Origin of the sequence: Cupriavidus metallidurans CH34, from assembly GCF_000196015.1 — a bacterium.
Taxonomy (GTDB): Bacteria; Pseudomonadota; Gammaproteobacteria; order Burkholderiales; family Burkholderiaceae; genus Cupriavidus; species Cupriavidus metallidurans.
In genome coordinates, this window is record NC_007973.1 from 3,830,519 (window position 1) to 3,849,748 (window position 19,230).

General features: G+C 63.7%; 17 protein-coding genes. 13 read left to right on the plus strand and 4 right to left on the minus strand.

Features of this window, described 5'->3' with window-relative positions; all coding sequences use genetic code 11:
• Positions 1 to 50: 50 nt before the first annotated feature.
• Positions 51 to 530, minus strand: coding sequence for an Lrp/AsnC family transcriptional regulator (locus RMET_RS17745; protein WP_011517951.1), 480 nt, complete (start codon positions 528 to 530; stop codon positions 51 to 53).
• A gap of 138 nt (positions 531 to 668) precedes the next feature.
• Here RMET_RS17745 and phhA point away from each other — a divergent pair, with 138 nt between their 5' ends.
• From phhA to RMET_RS17765, 4 genes are all read left to right on the plus strand, one after another.
• The gene (gene phhA / locus RMET_RS17750; protein WP_011517952.1) at positions 669 to 1,601 is read left to right on the plus strand and encodes a phenylalanine 4-monooxygenase; all 933 of its coding nucleotides are present in this window, start codon (positions 669 to 671) and stop codon (positions 1,599 to 1,601) included.
• Between the two features lie 112 nt (positions 1,602 to 1,713).
• Complete coding sequence (locus RMET_RS17755; protein WP_017514891.1) at positions 1,714 to 2,013, plus strand: 4a-hydroxytetrahydrobiopterin dehydratase; 300 nt, start codon at positions 1,714 to 1,716, stop codon at positions 2,011 to 2,013.
• 100 nt (positions 2,014 to 2,113) lie between these two features.
• Positions 2,114 to 2,818 carry a response regulator transcription factor gene (locus tag RMET_RS17760; protein ID WP_008640981.1) on the plus strand — a complete coding sequence of 235 codons (705 nt, stop codon included), beginning with the start codon at positions 2,114 to 2,116 and terminating at the stop codon, positions 2,816 to 2,818.
• A gap of 34 nt (positions 2,819 to 2,852) precedes the next feature.
• Positions 2,853 to 4,535: a sensor histidine kinase gene (locus RMET_RS17765; RefSeq protein ID WP_011517954.1), complete on the plus strand. Its 1,683-nt coding sequence runs from the start codon at positions 2,853 to 2,855 to the stop codon at positions 4,533 to 4,535.
• A 33-nt stretch (positions 4,536 to 4,568) separates the two neighbouring features.
• Here the strand turns inward: RMET_RS17765 and RMET_RS17770 are convergent, their stop codons facing one another.
• Positions 4,569 to 5,081, minus strand: a complete 513-nt coding sequence (locus RMET_RS17770; RefSeq protein ID WP_008640983.1) for an SET domain-containing protein — start codon at positions 5,079 to 5,081, stop codon at positions 4,569 to 4,571.
• A gap of 833 nt (positions 5,082 to 5,914) precedes the next feature.
• Between RMET_RS17770 and RMET_RS17775 the strand changes: the two genes are divergently transcribed.
• The 3 genes from RMET_RS17775 to RMET_RS17785 all read left to right on the plus strand — a co-directional run bounded on the left by RMET_RS17775 (position 5,915) and on the right by RMET_RS17785 (position 8,472).
• Positions 5,915 to 6,193, plus strand: a complete 279-nt coding sequence (locus RMET_RS17775; protein WP_008640984.1) for an HU family DNA-binding protein — start codon at positions 5,915 to 5,917, stop codon at positions 6,191 to 6,193.
• A gap of 238 nt (positions 6,194 to 6,431) precedes the next feature.
• Positions 6,432 to 7,412 (plus strand): DUF2272 domain-containing protein, encoded by a 981-nt coding sequence (locus tag RMET_RS17780; protein ID WP_011517957.1) that lies wholly within the window; start codon positions 6,432 to 6,434, stop codon positions 7,410 to 7,412.
• A gap of 307 nt (positions 7,413 to 7,719) precedes the next feature.
• Positions 7,720 to 8,472: an aquaporin gene (locus RMET_RS17785; protein ID WP_231108917.1), complete on the plus strand. Its 753-nt coding sequence runs from the start codon at positions 7,720 to 7,722 to the stop codon at positions 8,470 to 8,472.
• Here RMET_RS17785 and RMET_RS17790 read toward each other — a convergent pair.
• Complete coding sequence (locus RMET_RS17790; protein ID WP_029306841.1) at positions 8,456 to 10,186, minus strand: carbohydrate porin; 1,731 nt, start codon at positions 10,184 to 10,186, stop codon at positions 8,456 to 8,458. The genes RMET_RS17785 and RMET_RS17790 overlap by 17 nt on opposite strands.
• 336 nt (positions 10,187 to 10,522) lie before the next feature.
• Between RMET_RS17790 and RMET_RS17795 the strand changes: the two genes are divergently transcribed.
• The 5 genes from RMET_RS17795 to RMET_RS17815 all read left to right on the plus strand — a co-directional run bounded on the left by RMET_RS17795 (position 10,523) and on the right by RMET_RS17815 (position 17,189).
• Entirely contained in the window at positions 10,523 to 11,662 is a 1,140-nt protein-coding gene (locus RMET_RS17795; protein WP_011517961.1) for a TRAP transporter substrate-binding protein, read from the plus strand.
• 150 nt (positions 11,663 to 11,812) lie between these two features.
• Positions 11,813 to 12,727: an EamA family transporter RarD gene (gene rarD, locus RMET_RS17800; protein WP_011517962.1), complete on the plus strand. Its 915-nt coding sequence runs from the start codon at positions 11,813 to 11,815 to the stop codon at positions 12,725 to 12,727.
• Between the two features lie 115 nt (positions 12,728 to 12,842).
• Positions 12,843 to 14,024, plus strand: a complete 1,182-nt coding sequence (dinB, locus tag RMET_RS17805) for a DNA polymerase IV (RefSeq protein ID WP_011517963.1) — start codon at positions 12,843 to 12,845, stop codon at positions 14,022 to 14,024.
• Between the two features lie 60 nt (positions 14,025 to 14,084).
• The gene (locus RMET_RS17810; protein WP_011517964.1) at positions 14,085 to 15,281 is read left to right on the plus strand and encodes an MFS transporter; all 1,197 of its coding nucleotides are present in this window, start codon (positions 14,085 to 14,087) and stop codon (positions 15,279 to 15,281) included.
• A 144-nt stretch (positions 15,282 to 15,425) separates the two neighbouring features.
• The gene (locus tag RMET_RS17815; RefSeq protein WP_011517965.1) at positions 15,426 to 17,189 is read left to right on the plus strand and encodes a cellulose biosynthesis regulator YedQ; all 1,764 of its coding nucleotides are present in this window, start codon (positions 15,426 to 15,428) and stop codon (positions 17,187 to 17,189) included.
• Positions 17,190 to 17,250: 61 nt separating this feature from the next.
• Here RMET_RS17815 and RMET_RS17820 read toward each other — a convergent pair whose 3' ends face one another.
• The gene (locus RMET_RS17820; protein WP_011517966.1) at positions 17,251 to 17,745 is read right to left on the minus strand and encodes a hypothetical protein; all 495 of its coding nucleotides are present in this window, start codon (positions 17,743 to 17,745) and stop codon (positions 17,251 to 17,253) included.
• A gap of 411 nt (positions 17,746 to 18,156) precedes the next feature.
• Here RMET_RS17820 and RMET_RS17825 point away from each other — a divergent pair, with 411 nt between their 5' ends.
• On the plus strand, positions 18,157 to 19,125 hold the full coding sequence (locus RMET_RS17825) for a Bug family tripartite tricarboxylate transporter substrate binding protein (RefSeq protein WP_008641004.1): 969 nt from the start codon (positions 18,157 to 18,159) through the stop codon (positions 19,123 to 19,125).
• The last annotated feature ends 105 nt before the right edge of the window (positions 19,126 to 19,230 follow it).

Consider the following 19,230-nt stretch of genomic DNA (forward strand, 5'->3'; position numbering starts at 1 on the left):
GGATGGCAAGCGCAAGCCTCTGCACATTTTGTTCAGATCGCGTGACCGTTTCAGCGCAAATGTGAAAGTGGCAGCGGTCCTTCGCGTTTGAGCGCGGTCAGCACAATGTTCGACCGGATGCTCTCCACACCGGGTACGCGCATCAGGCGTTTCATCGTGAATTCGGCCAGCGTGGGCAGATCCGCCACCACTACGCGGATCAGGTAATCGGCCTCGCCCGCCACCGAGTAACACTCCTGCACTTCCTCCAGCAGCAGGATTTCCTCGGCGAAGCGCTCGATGATCGTGTCGCCATGGTGCGCCAGCTTGACGCTGATGAAGACCAGCACCCCCAGGCCCAGGGCTTGTGGCGACAGGTTTACGCGATAGCCAGTGATCACCCCGTCGGCTTCGAGCCGCGCCAGACGCCGGCCGACCTGGCTCGGCGACAGGTGCACGCGCTCGGCCAGTTGCTGATGGGTGGATCTGCCATCGGCTTGCAGCGCCGCCAGCAAGGCCAGGTCGAAGGGGTCCAGGTCGGCGTGGTTCATGGTTCGCATCAATCCCGCACTGAATGTTAAATATGCGCAGATTATATGCATTAAGAACCGGAATATGGCCAATTTTGCGGCCTGAATGCAGCATCCGATCGCTAGACTATGCAGAAATTCCGCATACAGGAGACATAGATGATCGCCACGGCCGCCCCGCAGGAAATCGACACCGCCTTTGCCGGCACGATGACCGCCAAGCTCAAGGAACAGTTCGACGAGGGCCTGCTATCGGGCCAGGAACTGCGCCCGGACTTCACCATCGCCCAGCCGGTGCACCGCTATACGGATACCGACCATGCGATCTGGCGCAAGCTGTACGACCGCCAGGCTTCGATGCTCCAGGGCCGCGTGTGCGACGAATTTCTCCAGGGACTGGCCACGCTGGGCATGGAACGCAACCGCGTGCCCGAATTCGACCAGCTCAACGAAACGCTGATGCGCGCCACCGGCTGGCAGGTCGTGGCCGTGCCGGGCCTGGTGCCGGACGAGGTGTTCTTCGACCACCTGGCCAACCGCCGCTTCCCGGCAAGCTGGTGGATGCGCAAGCCGGAGCAGCTTGATTACCTGCAGGAACCGGACTGCTTCCACGACGTGTTCGGCCACGTGCCGCTGCTGATCAACCCGATCTTCGCCGACTACATGGAGGCGTACGGCAAGGGCGGCCTCAAGGCGGCCAAGCTCGGCGCGCTCGACATGCTGGCGCGCCTGTACTGGTACACCGTGGAATTTGGGCTGATCCGCACGCCCGCGGGCCTGCGCATCTTCGGCGCCGGCATCCTGTCCAGCCAGGGCGAGTCGATCTACAGCCTGGATTCGGCCAGCCCGAACCGGATCGGTTTCGACCTGCACCGGATCATGCGCACGCGCTACCGCATCGACACGTTCCAGAAGACCTACTTCGTGATCGACAGCTTTGAACAGCTGTTCGACGCCACCCGCCCCGATTTCACCGCGCTGTACCCGGAACTGCGCACCCTGCCGACGCTGGGCGCCGGCGATATTGTCGAGGGCGATCGCGTGATCAACGTTGGCACCCGCGAAGGCTGGGCCGACAGCGAGGACATCTGAGCGGCGCGCATCCCGCCAGCCGCTTTGTGAAACAATGCCGGCAAGCCCGGCCGCTCGCGGCCCGGGCGGGCCGGCCTTCGTCTTACCCTACTCTTCAGATCGAGCCCCCATCATGACTCCTCTCTCCCAAGAGGCCCGCGCGAGCCTGCTCGCCGGCCTGCCTGGCTGGACCCCGGTCCAGGACCGTGACGCCATCCAGAAATCGTTCCGTTTCGCCGATTTCAACGCGGCGTTCGGCTTCATGACGCGCGTCGCGCTGCAAGCCGACAAGGTGGACCATCACCCCGAGTGGTTCAACGTGTACAACCGCGTGGACATCACACTGTCCACCCACGATGCCAACGGGCTGACCCAGCGCGACATCGACCTGGCCACGTTCATCGAGAAAGCCGCCGCCGGTCTGGCGCGCTAACACGCCAGGGAAGGCGCTGTAGGGCAACTGAAAGGCAGACAACGGGGCGTCCCTGTACAATCAGCGGCATCCCTCCTACGAGTCTCGTTGTCTTGCTCCCATGCGTATCCTGCTGATCGAGGACGACCGTCAAATCGCCAGCGGCGTGGAGGCCGGTTTGTCCCGCGCCGGCCATCAGGTACGCGTGGTGCACGACGGTGTCTACGCCACCGACCATCTGCTGCGCGAGCAGCACGATCTCGTCATCCTCGACCTGGGCCTGCCCGGCATCGACGGCATGACGCTGCTGGCCCGCTACCGCGCCCGTAACCGCACCACCCCCGTCATCATCCTGACCGCCCGGGATGAACTCGAGGACAAGCTTTCCGGCCTGAACGCCGGCGCCGACGACTATCTGGTCAAGCCCTTCGCACTGCCCGAGCTGGAAGCACGCGTGCGTGTGCTGCTGCGCCGCAGCCAGCACGGCGAGGCCGCGCCGGAGCGCGATGTGCGCCTGGGCAGGCTCCGCCTGTCCGGCAACGACCGCCGCATGTTCGTCGATGGCCGCCCGCTGGAACTGTCGCCCCGCGAATTCGCCGTGCTCGAACTGCTGCTGCAGCGGCAGGGCCGCGTGGTCAGCAAGGCACAATTGCAGGACCATCTGGCCACGTTCGCGCACCCGGCCGGTGAAGGCGGCGACACCGTGGGCGACACCGCCATCGAGGTCTACGTGCACCGCGTCCGCAAGAAGCTCGAAGATGGCGACGTCGAGATCGTCACCGTGCGCGGCTTCGGATACCTGCTCCAGATTCGTGCCGGCCACTGAGGGAAGCAAATTCCCCGGGATGCCCTGAATCGCCATGTGGCCGCGCTCGTCTTCCTCCTCGGCGCAAGCCGGTGACACGCCCGCAACGACCGCGACCGGCAAACGCCTGCGCGGCGGCGGCAATCCCAAACCGACGTCGAACCCGAGCCTGCGCGTTCACCTGCTGCGCGCGCTGGCCACGCCGCTGTTCGCCCTCGTTCTGACCAGCGGTTCGCTGTCGTACTGGCTGGCGGCCCACTACACCACTCAGGTATTCGACCGCGCGCTGTATGGCGTGGCGAACAACATCGCCCAGCAGATCCGCATCGCCGGCCCACGCCTGGAGCAGGACATCCCGATGATCGCCCAGACCCTGGTGGAAGCCGAAGGCTCCGACCGGATCTACTGGCGCATCCACGGGCCCGACGGGCTGATCGGTGGGATGGATACCTGGCTCGGCTACGGCACGGGCCAGACCACGCTGCATGACGCCCGGCTGTTCTATGCCTGGTTCAGCGGTCGGCAGGTGCGCGCGGTACGGCTGCCGGTCAACCTGCCGCCGCCCAGCCCCGATGAAGCGGGTACAGGCGGTGAGACCAGCACGATGCGCGGGCCGATCGTCATCGAAGTGGCCGAACTCCTCGACCGGCGGGAAACTGCAGCCAACGAGATCCTGCTGTCGGTGTCGGTGCCGCTGATCCTGCTGCTGTTGGTAGGTAGCCTGATCCTGTCGCACGTGCTCAAGGAAGAGCTCGTGCCGCTGCAGATCCTGACCGACAGGCTCAACCGCCAGACCGCGCGCTCGCTGGCGGCGCTGGACGAATCCCAGATGCCCGCCGAAGTCGAACCGCTGATTCGCGCGCTGAACGCGTTGCTCTCCCGGCTGCGCGACGCGCTCGACGCCCAGCGCAAGTTCATCGCCGATGCCGCCCACCAGCTCCGCACCCCGCTGACCGCCGTCAAGCTCCATGCCGACCGCGCGGTGGATGCTGATTCGCTCGAAGTGGCCCGCCAGGCCCTGCGGGAGGTACAGACCGCTGCGGATCGCGCCGTGCGCCTGTCTAACCAGTTGCTGTCGCTGGCCCGCGCCGAACCAGGGTTGTCGCTCGAACGGCTGGGACCGGTCGAGCATTTCGATCTGGCCGAGATGGCCTTCGAGATCGGTGCCGAATGGGTGCCGCAGGCGCTGGCAAGGCGTGTGGATCTTGGATTCGAGGTGCTGCCCGGCCCCACCTTCACCGGCGGCGCGCCGGCCGTGGTGCGTGGCAACCGTCTGCTGATGCGCGAGGCGCTGTCGAACCTGATCGACAACGCGGTGAAGTATGTGCCTGCCGGCGGGCGGATCACGGTGCGCGCCGGCGGCGAGACTTTGGGTCATCGCGGCATGGCCGTGGTGATGATCGAAGACAACGGGCCCGGCATTCCTGCGACACGCCGCGAGGAAGTGTTCAAGCGCTTCTTCCGTGGCGATCACACGCCGGGCGCGCAGCCGGCCCAGGCCGCGCCGAGCGGCGCTGGCCTTGGGCTGGCCATCGTGCATGAAATCGTGACCCTGCACCAGGGCACGATCCGCATCGAGGATGTGCCGGCGCCTGCCGGGTCGCGGGCGGCACTGGCAGTCGGATCCGAAAAGATCGATGAGGAGAGCGGCGAGGCAATGGGCGAGCAGCCGGAGCGCCCGCCGACCATGCGTTTCGTGATCCGGATTCCGTGCGAAGCCCCCGGCACCGCAGCCTGATGTGTCACGCGGGGCCCTTGCGCCCCGATTGCCTTACTTCTTGTCCTTCGGCGCCAGCATCGTGCCACGGCACTTGGGGCTGCCGCAGCGGCACTCGTATTCCTGCTTGAGCTTCTTTGTGTAGCGCGCGTCGATCACCAGACCGTAGTCGTAGAACAGTTCCTCGCCCGGCTCGATATCGCGCAGTGCGTGGATGAACACGCGCCCCTTCTTCTCGCGCGCCTCGCAGTTCGGATCGCAGGCGTGATTGATCCAGCGCGCGCGGTTTCCGCCGAACTTGGCGTCGATCACGTCGCCGTCGTCCAGACTGAAATAGAAAGTGTGATTCGGGTCGTTCGGATCGTGCGGATGGCGCTTGAGCGCTTCCTTCCAGGAGATGTGCTCGCCCTTGTACTCGATCACGCGCTCACCCTCGGCGATTTGGCCGATCGCGTAGACGCCCTTGCCATGCACGCCCGACTGGCGCACCTCGATGCGATCACTGGCGGTCTTCTTCTTTCCCGCCTTCTTCTCTTTATCTTTGGTGTCCGTGCCCTTGTCCGACATGTGCTGATTCCCGTGGCGATGGCGGCCGGCCCAGTCCGGCGCGAACCGGATGATACCCGTGCTGCCCACTCAGGTATACGCACGACGGACGTATACCTCACCGCCGCCAATGTGGATAACCAAGGCTATTTCTGTGGATAAGCGCGCGCGTTTGGTGTGGGTTTACTGGGGCTGACATGGGGACGGCGCAGGAACAAGTCGACACGTATACGCGCACTGCCTCATGCGAATGGCTGAGTCATCCACGCCGCCCAGCCGTTCATCCCTGTGGTTTTGGTATACGTAAACGCTTGATTCACTTGACGTATACGCGGTTATCCACAGAAACGGGCGCCGTTTACCTACTACTACTATCTGTATACATGAAAAGAAGATGTAAACCATACGCATGAGACGCGCCGTCGAGGCGTATACCTCTGGGCATCGCAACCCATCGACTCGAATCCGGAATTCAGAAGGCCGATCAAAAAACAGGCAGGGGTGCCCAGCAAGCGCCTGAGCCTCTACCCGCTCCGCTGCACCTCCCAGGCAACGTATACGCCCCAGGAGGCGCTCACAGGGCCGTATACGTCCCTGACAGCCTCCAGGAGGGGCCAGGAGCCTCTGTGGCCGTATTCGCCGTATACGCACTCACAGGGCTTCCAGAACGTCTCCAATCCCCGCCATCCCTTTGCTGACGCGGCCGTGCAAACGTAACCGGTAACAATCTTGTTTCCGGTGCACTTTGCCCGACACGGTATGATGTGGCCCGCGGCGTCTTTGCCAGAGCGGCTTCCAGGGTGAAGTCTCCGGGCTGGACGCTGGTGTTTTTTCAACTCGATACGGAGTGAAGCATGACGAAAACTGAACTGATCGACGCAATTGCAGCAGGCGTGGACGGTCTGACCAAGGCGAAGGCCGAGCAAGCCCTTAACGTGACCCTGGGCGCCATCATGGACGCCGTGGCCAAGGGTGAGACCCTGAGCCTGATCGGCTTCGGCACCTTCAGCAAGGGCGAACGTGGTGAGCGCATGGCGCGTAACCCGCGTACCGGTGAAGAGATCAAGGTGGAAGCTGCAAAGACCGTGAAGTTCAAGGCCGGTCAGAAGTTCAAGGACGCAGTCAACCAGTAATGCCTGCGGGCGTCTCCAGCCCGTATCGCATGACCCCGCCGTGCCGCCGCCAGACGCCAGAACTGGCGCAGGTGCGCGCCAGGCGGGGGACGTTATCCACAAAGGATTTCCTGCGACGCCGCGGGTAGAATCTCACAGTCGGCATCGCCACTTTCGTGATGGCCGATAATCCCTGAATAATGCCATCCAGCCTTGTCTGATCAAGGCATTGCGGGATGTCGCGACGCATGGACCCGACATGCTGCCCCGCTTGCTGCCGCGCAGATTTCCACAGCGTTATTCACAGCGCTTTCCACATAAGGCTCCACAGTCTTCTCCACAGGCGCTGGCGCAGAGACTGACGGCGGCAATTGCCCTTGCCGTGCTTTGCGGCTGTACCACGACGCCCCCGAGAACGGCTCGCCCGCAGGCCGTGCCGTTCCCCGACTATCAACAGGTGACCACGCCGCCTGGCGCTACGCCGCGCGAGCGCATTGTCGATATCGCCATGCAGGAATGGCGCAAATGGGGGCAGCAGGTCGTGCATATCGGGCGCGACGATAGCGCCTGCGTCACACAGAGTCCGCTGCCCGCTCCGATGACTGCCGGACCTGAAAAGGCATCGGACGGCGGTGACGTCAGCAGCCAGGCGTCTGCGGATACCGAAAATGACGAGAACGGCCGGGAAGCGGACTGCGTGCGCTTTCCCGATGGCACCGGTATGGAAGCCACGCCCCGGGGCTGCCGGATGGCACAGGGGTACTGGGGCATCGTCGGTGAGGCGCCGGATTGCCGTCAGATCACCCAGGGCGCCTGGGCGTGGTCGGCCGTGTTCATTTCGTGGGTGATGCGCAAGGCGGGACTCGACAATGACCAGTTCCTGACCGGCCAGTCACATTCGATGTATGTGGTGGACGCACGCGATGGCATCCTGCCCCGCCCTGCCTTCCATATCGAGCCGATGCCGGCAGTACCGAGACCAGGCGACGTCGTTTGCGCCGCCCGCGGGCGCGACAAGTACATCTCCAACGTGGCCGAGATCGGTTTCGGCACCACGCCGATGCATTGCGACATCGTGGTCGAAGTGGATCCCGCCGCGCGCGTGGTCAAGGCGATTGGCGGCAACGTCCAGCAGTCGGTGTCGATGGACGTGATCGACATGAACGATGCTGGCCAGCTCGACGGCTTCACGAACTCGCACATGCCGTGGCTGCTCCTGATGCGCAACAACCTGCAGTAGTGATCTTCAATAACTCAGATGGATGGGTGCCGATGAATTTAATTATCGATCATTCGTTCTGGAAATAGTTATACGGCTAATGCTTGCGATCTATTAGCCCGTATGGCTTTTATTTATAAATGTGATGGATGTGTTTTGCTGCTGATTACGTGATCTCATTTCTTGTGGGAATAGTTTGAGGCCTGCCATTCAGGCCTGCCATTCGATACCGGCAGTTCGTTCACTACATCCCGGCGCGGCATTGACGGGGTTTGCTCCCGCGCGGAACACTGCGCGGTCGCAGTTCCCCCACGATTCAGCCCGCGCCATGCCAGACACCACCCCCACGATGCGTACCCCGACGACCGCCCGCCGGCTCGTTGCCGAAGGACTGGGTACGGCCTTGCTGATTGCGATCGTAGTGGGGTCCGGCATTCGTGCCGAGCGGCTTGCCGCTGGAGATACCGCGCTCGCCCTGCTCTGCAACGCCCTGGCCACTGGTGCCGGGCTCGTAGCGCTGCTGGTGTCGCTTGGCCCCGTGTCAGGCGGTCATTTCAATCCGGTGGTCACTCTGTCGAACCTGATCCAGGGCAATCTGTCGCCGCGCGAAGCGCTTGGTTATGTGCTGGCGCAGTTGTCCGGCGCGGTGTTCGGCGTGATGGCCGCGCACGCCATGTTCGGTCTGCCGCTGCTGGCCGCGGCCACGCAGGCGCGCACCGGTCCGCCCATGTGGTGGAGCGAATTCCTGGCGACGTTCGGGCTGATCGGTCTGGGTCTGGCCACCAGCCGCCATCGGCCGGGACTCGTGCCATTTGTCGTGGCGGGCTATATCACGGCGGGATACTGGTTCACATCGTCCACGTCATTCGCCAATCCGGCGCTGACAATCGCCTGCGCGCTGACCGACACCTTCACAGGTATTCGTGCGATTGATGCTTCGATGTTTATTCTGGCGCAGATATTTGGTTCCGCGAATGCTGCGTTGCTGTTCCAGTGGCTCTGCCCTGCCCCCATGGCAGCGGCCTCAAGCCCGCCAGCCCAACGCTGGCAAGGCCGCACGGAGCTTACCAGCGCCGATTGAGCTGAACGCCGAAGATCGAGCCGGATGTCTGGGATGCCCAGGCATCGGCTGGCGAGGCGAAGGTGATGCCATCCACATCATTGGCACGGCTGTAGGTATAGAACGCACGCAGGTTGGCGTTGCCGGCCGATTTGCCGAGCGTCAGTGTCGGCGCCACGGTGAACGCCGTGCGCTGACCGCCAACGCCAAACCCAGACGAGATCTGGTCGTGCGCGACCTCGAACGTCAGCCGGAACTGGTCGTTGGCAACGAACGCCGGTCGGACGCGCGTGGCGGCCCATTGCAGCGTGCCGATGCCCGAATGATCGAGCTGCAGGCTGGACTCCACCGAACCCGCCAGGCCTGTCCGGCTCTTCCATTCCACCGAATCCGATACCCGAACGCGTGACAGATCGTTGCCCATGCCCGAATAGCCGGTCATGGCCACGCGCGATCCCTGTCCATACTGCAGGCCAAGCCGGTTGGTGCCATAGAGCACGCCCTTCTGCTCGTGCATGGCCGATGCCCACCATGCGCCGCCCGAGTTCTCGATTTCCTGCATGGCTTCCACGCGGGTGAAGCCTACCTGGACCGAACCCTTGTCATTGGTGCCGATCGGCGCCGATCGGACTGTGTGATAGCTGGGCAGCTTGGCGCCATTTAGTTCGTTACGTGCAGTGTATTGATAACTCAGCCCGAAATCGCCCACTTTGGCGTTGTCGACGCCGAAACGCATCGATGGCGAACTCGGCGGCAGCAGGCCCGACGACATCAGGAATGGATTGCTGTCGCGGCGGCCAGCCCAGACGCTGGCTTCCTGCAGCATGGGTGTTCCCGAGAGGCCGCTGACGGAGGTATAGAAGTTCTGCACCAGCGCGTAAGGGTCCACCGCCGCGGCATTGCCGTTGACCGATGTCGTATCGGTGCCCTTGGCCTGCGCGACGAGCTGGACCTGCGTGCCGCCTCCCATATCCATCAGAGACTCGCGAATCTTGACCTCGCCCGAGCTGGTGCAGGCAAGCCCCCTGCCAAAGCCGGCCGAAGGCGTGCCACCGCCGGCGCAGGCGTGTTGCAGGCCTGACCGGTCCTCTACGGCCGCACGGCCGCTATAGCCGAGTTGCCAAACGGAATCCCCGGCCAGATTGTCTGCCGGCAATTGCGAGCGCAGGACCGGCGGCACGTCGGAAGGGGTTGGCGCGGATGCGGGGTCGCCGGTCCCTTCGCCTTGCGGCGCAGCGGCCTGCGCGGGGAACTCTCCCAGGCGGCGCGGGAACAGGACGAGTGGCGGAGGTGGTGGCGGCGGCGGCGCCAGCGAGTCGGGCGGGCCGACGAAATCCGGATCGACGGCATTTGTCGCTTCGACGGGCTTCGAGCTATCCGGGGGCGTTGCTGCTTCCGGGGAAGTTGTCGCGTTAACGGGCGGCGAGGCCTCGGGCGGACTGGCCGCCTCGGCGGGCTTGGCAGCTGCATCCGTCGGCGCAGACGACAGAATCAGGTCGCCAAGCGGATCGGCCGAGACTGCTGGTGCGGCAACTGGTTCAGGAACTGCCGCCGCAGGCTCCAGGGACGCCATCACCGAGGCCTTGGGCGACACCGTGCTCTCCGCGATGAACGGTGGCGGGGCGACGGAACTGCCGGTATGCGCGCACGCACCCAGTCCCCACGCGGCCAGTACGGCAAACGTGAGGCGACGACGGGCAAGCAGACGATGGGGGCGCAAAGCAGATAGCAGCATGACAACGGCGAAACCGGCTTGGCACGAACACCGGAACAAGGGCTCAGGTTTTATCAGGTGAACTGTTGGACTACAAGGCGGGTTACAAAATCCGCCGAAATGCTCGACTTCCCACATTGCGAAAGGCCGCGGGCCGGTCCGGCCATGCCCTGCGCACCGTTTCCGAACATGCCGGTTATCCGTTGCAGAAGTGCGAATTCCTAGCGAAAACCCCCATTCTGATGGGGCTCCGTGCCCAAAACGCCACCGCTATAATCGACCGGCCTGTCTTTCCGACAACACATCCGGATTCCCGACAGTTCTGCATACATACATATCAATAACGAGGAGATGTCCATGGAACGTCGTTCCTTCCTGTTGAAAGCGTCCGCCGTGGCCGCCACCGGAGCGCTCGCCGCTTGCGGCAAGGAAGAAAAGCCCGCCGCGCCGGCAGCATCGGCCAGCGCCCCAGCCGCCCCTGCTGTCATCGGCAGCAACCCGGCAGTGGAATGGCGGATGGCGTCGAGCTTTCCGAAGTCGCTGGACACTATCTATGGCGGTGGCGAACTGCTGGCGCAACGTGTGAAGGAACTGACGGACGGCAAGTTCAATATCAAGGTATTTGCCGCAGGTGAAATCGTGCCGGGCCTGCAGGTGCTGGACGCCGTGCAGAACCAGACCGTGCAGATCGGCCATACCGCCGGCTATTACTACTTCGGCAAGAACCCGACGCTGTGCTTCGACACGACGATTCCGTTCGGCCTGACCGCGCGCCAGCAGAACGCCTGGATGCTGCAGGGTAACGGCATGAAACTGATGCGCGAGTTCTTTAAGGAATACAACGTCGTCAACTTCCTCGGCGGCAACACCAATGCGCAGATGGGTGGCTGGTTCCGCAAGGAAATCAAGAGCGTGGCGGATCTGCAGGGTTTGAAGTACCGCATCGCCGGGTTTGCTGGCGTGGTGCTGTCGCGCCTGGGCGTGGTGCCGCAGCAGATCGCCGGTGGCGATATCTACCCGGCGCTGGAAAAGGGCACGATCGACGCAGCCGAATGGGTGGGCCCGTACGACGACGAGAAGCTCGGCTTCTACAAGGTGGCGCCGTACTACTACTACCCGGGATGGTGGGAAGGCAGCGCTCAGCTCTCGTTCTATGCGTCGGCACCCGAGTTCGAGAAGCTGCCCGCGCTGTACAAGCGCGCGCTGGAAACGGCCACCATCGAGGCCCACACGAACATGATGGCGAAGTACGACACCGTGAACCCGCAGGCGCTGGCCCGTCTGCTGGAAAACGGCGTGAAGCTGCGTCCGTTCTCGAAGGAAATCATGGAAGCCTGCTTCAAGGCCACCCAGGAAGCCTACGCGGACGAAAGCGCCAAGAACCCGTCGTTCAAGAAGATCTTCGACGACTGGCGCGTGTTCCGTAACAACGAAGCCGCGTGGTTCAACGTGGCCGAGCAGGCATTCTCGCAGTTCAGCTTCGCCCGCAAGCTGTAAGCCACAAACGCCCCTCTCCCGCGCGGAGAGGGGCGAGTGGAGAGGGCCGGCACTTTATCCGCTTGCCACGCCCGAAAGGCGCTCACACGCGCTTTCTCCCGCCCCGGTAGAATCCGCCCACAACCGGACATCTACCCGGGACATTTCCCCATGCAACTCGGCATCTTCTACGCGCTGCTCGCGTACATCATCTGGGGCCTGCTGCCCCTCTACATCAAATCCCTGCACGGCGTTGCGCCGCTGGAAATCCTGCTGCATCGCATGGTGTGGTCGCTCGTGTTTCTCGGGGCGATCCTGCTGTGGCGCCGGCATTTCGGCTGGCTTCGCGAGGTGGCGGCCAACCCACGCCTGGTGCTCAATTTCGGAGCCAGCGCGGCCCTGCTCTGCTGCAACTGGTTCCTTTATATCTGGGCCGTTTCCGCCGATCGGGTGGTCGACGCCAGCCTGGGCTACTTCATCAATCCCCTGTTCAGCGTGCTGCTTGGCGTGTTGCTGCTGCACGAGCGGCTGCGCCCCGTGCAATGGCTATCGATCGCGATTGCCGCGGCCGGGGTGATCTGGCTCACGGTGACGGCTGGGCAGTTGCCGTGGATCGCGCTCGGTTTGGCGGCATCGTTCGGCGGCTATGGACTGTTGCGCAAGACCGGTGCCCTGGGGGCGCTGGAAGGGTTGTCACTGGAAACACTACTGCTGTTTCCGTTTGCCGCCGCCGCGCTCGCCTTTCTGTTTCTGACGGGTCAGGACACCACGCGCGCCGCAGCACCGGGTACGCAGGTGCTGCTGGTGATGGCGGGTCCGATTACCGCCGTGCCGCTGCTGTTCTTCGCGGCAGGCGCACGGCGCATTCCGCTGTCGCTGCTCGGGCTGCTGCAGTACGCCGGCCCGACACTGCAACTGGCGCTCGGCATCTGGCTGTACCACGAGCCGTTTCCGCCGCAAAAGCAGATTGGCTATGCGCTGATCTGGGTATCTCTGGCTATCTACGCTGCTGAAGGCCTGCTTGTCAGCAAACTGCTGCAGCGGAAAATTATTAGCGTTAAGAATGAAGTCAGCGAAAGCACATAAAGATCAATCTATTAAGTAAATAATTTGCGGGAGAGCCAGCTGACAGGCCCTCCGCAAAATCCGGGCGCGGCACTATACTGTACGTTTATACAGTACACGATTTTCCCCTTCGTCCATGTCCTCATCCGCACGGCGCATCGCCCATCTCGACATGGATGCCTTCTATGCGTCCGTCGAACTGTTGCGCTACCCGGATCTGCGCGGCCAGGCCGTCGTGATCGGGGGCGGTCGCAACGCCGTGCCCGAGGACCTGCCCGACGGCACGCGCCGTTATGCGCGTCTGCGCGATTACGCCGGACGCGGCGTCGTGACCACGTCCACCTACGAGGCCCGCGCGCTTGGCGTGTTTTCCGCCATGGGGATGATGAAGGCCGCCAAGCTGGCACCCGACGCGATCCTGTTGCCGACGGACTTCGACGCCTACCGGCGTTACTCCGGGTTGTTCAAGGCTGCAGTCAGATCATTCACCGAACAAATAGAAGACCGGGGAATCGACGAGATATATATCGATCTGACTGATATTGATGGTGAGGCACGCGATGTGGCGGCCCGTATCAAGGCCGCCGTGAACGCCGCCACCGGGCTGACCTGTTCGATCTGCGTGGCGCCAAACAAGCTGTTGGCCAAGATCGGTTCCGAACTCGACAAGCCAGACGGCCTGACGATCCTGACGCCGGCCGATATCCCGACACGAATCTGGCCGCTGGCAGCCCGCAAGGTCAATGGCATCGGCCCCAAGGCGGCGGAGAAGCTGGCGGCTATCGGCATCGAGACCGTGGGGCAACTGGCGGAGGCCGACATCGCGCTGCTGCAGGCCCATTTCGGCCGCAATTACGCAAGCTGGCTGGCCGAAGTGGCGAATGGGCGCGACGAGCGGCAGGTCGTGGTCAGCTCCGAACCCAAGTCGATGAGCCGCGAAACCACGTTCGAGCGTGATCTGCATCCGCGCGGCGATCGTCCGGTACTGTCCGAGCAATTCACCCGGCTTTGCATGCGCGTGGCCGAAGATCTGCGGCGCAAGGGCTACGTGGGGCGCACCGTCGGCATCAAGCTGCGTTTCGACGACTTCCACACCGTTACGCGCGACCTGACGCTGACCGCCCACACCGCGGACGGCGCGACGATCCGGCATGGCGCCACCGAGTGCCTCAAGCGTATCCCGCTGGAACGACGCATCCGGCTGCTCGGCGTACGCGTCAGCGCGCTGATCCCGGCCGCCGATCAGGGCGATGACCCCGCGCCGGTCCAGGAGGAATTGCGCTTCGATGCCGAGCCGGATTCCCCGGTTTTCCGTTGAAGCGGGCTTGAATCCCCTGTGTCATACGGGCCTATCTATGTCCCGGTAGAATCGGCGGCCATGACATCCGCCACCGCCCAACGCGCCGACGCCCCTGCCGCCTGGATCACTCCCCTCCTGGCCACCGCGTGCGGCATGATCGTCGCCAACCTCTACTACGCCCAGCCACTGGTTGGTCCGATCGCGCGGGCGCTCGAGCTTTCTCCCGAGATCGCCGGCCTGATCGTCACGCTGATCCAGATCGGCTATTGCGTGGGCCTGCTGCTGCTGGTGCCCTTGGGCGATATCGTCGAGAACCGCAAGCTTGTACTGGCGCTGATCGCCGGCTGTGCGGTGGCATTGGTCGCGGCAGCGCTGGCTACGCACGCGAGCGTCTTCCTGATCGCTGGCTGCGCGATAGGCCTGTGCTCGGTGGCTGTGCAGGTACTGGTGCCGTTCGCGGCACACCTCGCGCCCGAACATGCGCGCGGCCGGGCCGTCGGCAACGTGACCAGCGGCCTGCTGATGGGCATCATGCTGGCGCGCCCGGTATCGAGCCTGGTGGCGGACCTGTTCGGCTGGCATACGATCTTCGCCGCGTCGGCCGTGGCCATGGTGCTGCTTGGCGTGGTGCTGTCGCGCAAGCTGCCGCAGCGCCAGCCGGCGCCCGGCGTGAACTATGTCGAGATGCTTGGTTCGATGGGGCACCTGTTGCGCACGCAGCCGGTGCTGCGGCGGCGCGCGATGTATCAGGCGAGCATGTTCGGCGTATTCAGCCTGTTCTGGACCACCACGCCGCTGTACCTGGCCGGGCCCGCTTTCCATATGTCCCAGACCGGCATCGCCGTGTTCGCGCTCGTGGGCGTGGCCGGCGCGATTGCCGCGCCGATGGCCGGCCGCTATGCCGATCGTGGCCACAGCCGCCAGATGACTGCCATCGCACTGGCGCTGGGCGCAGGCTCCTTCCTGCTGAGCCGCATCGGCGTCGAAGGTTCGCTCATGTCACTGGCGGCCTTGACCGTCGCGGCCGTCGTGCTCGACTTTGCCGTGTCGGCCAACCTGGTGATCGGGCAGCGCGCGATCTTCTCTTTGTCCGCGGAACATCGCAGCCGCCTGAATGGGCTCTACATGGCCATCTTCTTCGTTGGCGGTGCGATCGGCTCGTCGGTTGGCGCATGGGCCTATGCGCGTGCCGGCTGGCCGCTGGCGAGCTGGATCGGCTTCGCCTTGCCGGCCATCGCCCTGCTCTATTTCCGAACCGAGCCTGCAAGCACCTGACAGCGGTTGAATCAGGCGCAAGACGTTCGTCTCCCGTGCACCAGACGTCGTCGTGTGCTCTACACTGTGCCAGCATATCGGTACCATCATTCCTGAATCCGTCGTCGCAGTACCCGCAAGATGCGGGCTTGCCGGAGACGTCCAATGGCATGGCACAAACTGCTTCCGCGGCCGCGCTGGCTGCCGCGCGCGGCACTGATATATCCGCAGCGCGTGGTGGTGGTGGGATTTGGCCTGGCGATGCTGCTGATGCTTGTCGTGGCGATGCGCGACCTTTACCTGCTGCGCGAGCGCGTCCTGATCCTGCATCAACACGATCTGGTGCTGCGCGCACTTGGCGCGGAAGCGGTTATCAATGCGGAACGGTTCAAGTTATCGTTCGTGCGCGATTACGCGCAGCAGCTTCTCGAACTCCAGCAGGGTACGAAAGCGTCCACTGACGGCGATATCGAACGTGCCTATGCGGCACGCAATGAACCTGTCTGGGAATTGCAGGTACCACTTGGCGACGCGCCGATCGTGGGGGTGTCGCCCCAGATCCTGAAAGGACTGCAAGGTTTCGAACGCCGCGACGAGGACCTGCGGGCGGATCTGCTGGCCGCGCGTCAGCTCAGCCATGTGCTGGGTGTCAGCCAGCGCAGCGACCGTCCCGATGGCACGGTGACGTTCATCTCGAGCAACGGCTTTTACGTGACATATCCCGCGTTGCCACCGGACAGGGCTCCTGCCCTGATCAAACGCTTCAGCGGGATCGACTATTACCGCAGCCTGCTTCCCGATCGCGACCCCAGCCACGAGATGCGCTGGGCACAGGTCTACACGCAGTTCGAAAGCACGCAGCTGCGCACGACACTGAGCGTGCCGGTCTACGTCGCGCAACGCTTCCGCGGCGTGGTGGCCGTGGACCTGGAGATTCGCCGTCTGCGTGACCTGATTGGCTTGCCGGAGATCCTGGGGTCTCATCGCTACCTGCTGGACCGTAATGGCAATGTAATCGTCTCGAGTCAGACCGGAGGCAAGACCAATTTGCGCTGGCCTGACGATTTCGCCGGGGACCTCCGCAATACACCCGTGTCGGACCTCATCTCGCAAGGCACGGGCATGCGGCACGTCAACGGCCAGTATGTGTACTTCCAGCGCGTGGGCAATGCCGGCAACTGGCTAATGGTGGACACGCTCGACGAATACGATGTCTATGCGACAGTGGCCCGGCGCCTCAGCTTGCCATTGCTGACGATCTGGTTCCTGCTGCCTGTGCTGATGTATGTCACGCTGCGTGTGGTGACGCTGCTGTTTGACCACTATCTGGCCGCCGGCAGGAAACTCCAGCAGATGGCTGAAACCGATCCCTTGACGCAACTGGCCAACCGGCGCCGCTTTAGCGAACAGTTCAAAAAGGAAACGGCCCGCCGGCAGCGCGATGGCACGCCGCTGGCCATGCTGATGCTCGACATTGACTACTTCAAGCGCGTGAACGACAAATGGGGCCACGCCAGCGGCGATTGCGTGCTCATGGCGATGGCGGACCTGATGCGCAAGCACTTGCGCGAGATTGACTTTCCCGCCCGCCTTGGCGGCGAGGAATTCGCGGTACTGCTCCCGGGCGCGTCGTCGGATGAAGCCGTGGCGGCGGCCGAGCGCCTGCGCCTGGCCGTGGAAGCCGCGTTCGTCGAGGCGGCACCCGACGCGCCGCAGCCCGACACGGGCGACGGACGCATCCGCTTCACCGTGTCTATTGGTGTTGCAGAAGCCGGGACCGACGGATGCCAGACACTCGACGCCATGCTGGCAGTGGCCGACCGCCGGCTCTATGTCGCCAAGGAAGCGGGGCGTAATCGGGTATGCGCGACGGATGCGCCGGTCGGAAGTGCGGCGGTGCCATCGATGCAGCGACAAGGCAACTCATGACCAGCTCCTTGCGCGGGGATACGGCAAGTGCGCCCCGCGCAAATCCATTGCGCATTTCAACTCAGCGCACGAGAAATGCGATGTCGTCGGCGGTGATGACCGACACCGGAATACCCTTGCGACGCTGAAACAGGATGTGTTGCTGAACGCGGCTACGTTGCTCGGCGAAGACTGCGGGTTCGATCGCCAGGCCGCTGCGCGCGTAGTGCTGCACCAGCAGCTTGTAGGCGCGATGGCGGATCTGGAGCGTCTCGTTGTCCGCCCGCAGGCGCTGCCATTCGTCGGGGCTCAGGTCAAGCGTGTGATTGAGTTCGTCGACCGTGCGGGAATGCAAATCGCGATAGAGATCGCGTTCGGCTTCCATGCGGTGCAGTTCGTCACGCAGCGCGGTGATCTTGCGCTGGAGCTTGAGCGACTGGCTGACGGCCGCCTGCATGCCCTTGGCCGCTTCCAGTGCCTGGTTGGCCGCCGCCATGGTGCTTTTCCACAGGCCGCGATCGCTTGCCGCGCCGAGTTCCGGCACCCAGCCGTCCGACGCCTTGATTATCGTATCCATCTTGACCCCAGTAACACCCATTGAAACTTCTGTTTTGTTGGCCGATTCGCATCGTCGTGCGTCGGTCCGGATCGTTCTTGTCATTGCTCCGTCCGTGCGGCAGGCAACTGAAATCCATCGTAGTGAGATGTATGTCGGCCGCCAAGTCAAAGATGTTTAGATCAGATTTCCCCCCAGCCGGCGATGCCGAAATGCGACAGCGGCAATGACCTGCGACGGCAGACAAAGCAAACAACACCACGTAAACCCCAACACATTTGCTGACGTTTTGACAGGCATTTGACAGTTTCGGCCATCTAGAATTCGGGCCATGATCGCCGATGTCCATGCCTTCGGCAGTCTGGCCAAATACATCGTGGCCGTTCTCTCAGTACAACCACAACATTCCAATAAAGACAGGAGACAGCATTGATGAATCGCTCGTTCGCCCGTTTCACGCACGCCTTCGTCGCCTCCGCGACGCTGGCCGCCGCCGTGGTGGCCGCTCCGGCCTACGCTGTGGACTCCCTCAAGGTCATGATCGGCGCCAACCCCGGCGGCGGTTTCGACCAGACCGGCCGCACCATCGGCGCGGCAATGGTGGCAGCTGGCGCGGCCAAGAGCGCCTCCTATGACAACAAGGGCGGCGCGGGCGGCACCATCGGCCTGACCCAGTTCGTCAACACCGACAAGGGCAACCCGAACGCGCTGATCGTGACCGGCGCCGTGATGGTCGGCGCGATCGAGACGAACCACCCGCCGGTGACCCTGAAGAACGCCACGCCGATCGCGCGCCTGTTCGCGGACACGATGGTGCTGACGGTGCCGGCCAGCTCGCCGATCAAGTCGATCAAGGACCTGACCACGCAGCTGAAGGCCAATCCGGGCAGCGTGAGCTGGGGCGGCGGTTCGAAGGGTTCGATCGACCACATCCTGGCTGGCCTGATCGCCAAGGAAGCTGGCGTGGACCCGAAGAAGATCAACTATGTGCCGTTCCAGGGCGGTGGTGAAGCCTCGGCATCGATCCTGGGCGGCCACGTGACCGTCGGTATCGCTGGCGTGTCCGAGTTCCTGCCGTTCATCAAGACCGGCAAGATGCGCGCGCTGGCCGTGACGTCGAAGGATCGCACCGCCGATATCCCGACGCTCAAGGAGCAAGGCATCAACGTCGAGATCTACAACTGGCGCGGTGTTTATGGCGCGCCTGGCATCTCGGCCGAACAGCGCAAGGCGATGATCGACGCCGTGGTCAAGGGCACCGAGAACCCGGTCTGGAAGGACGCGCTCCAGAAGAACGACTGGACGCCGTTCCTGCTGACCGGCGACGAGTTCGGCAAGTTCGTCGACGCGGAATCCGCCCGCCTGGGTGGCACGCTGCGCGAACTCGGCGTCGCCAAGTAAGACCGCTCCACAGGGGCCCGGCGCGCAAGCCGCGGTCCCCGACGACCAGCAAGCACGCGGAAGTTCGTTTCACCCTGTCGTTCCCGCCCGGCCGCCGACCGTCAT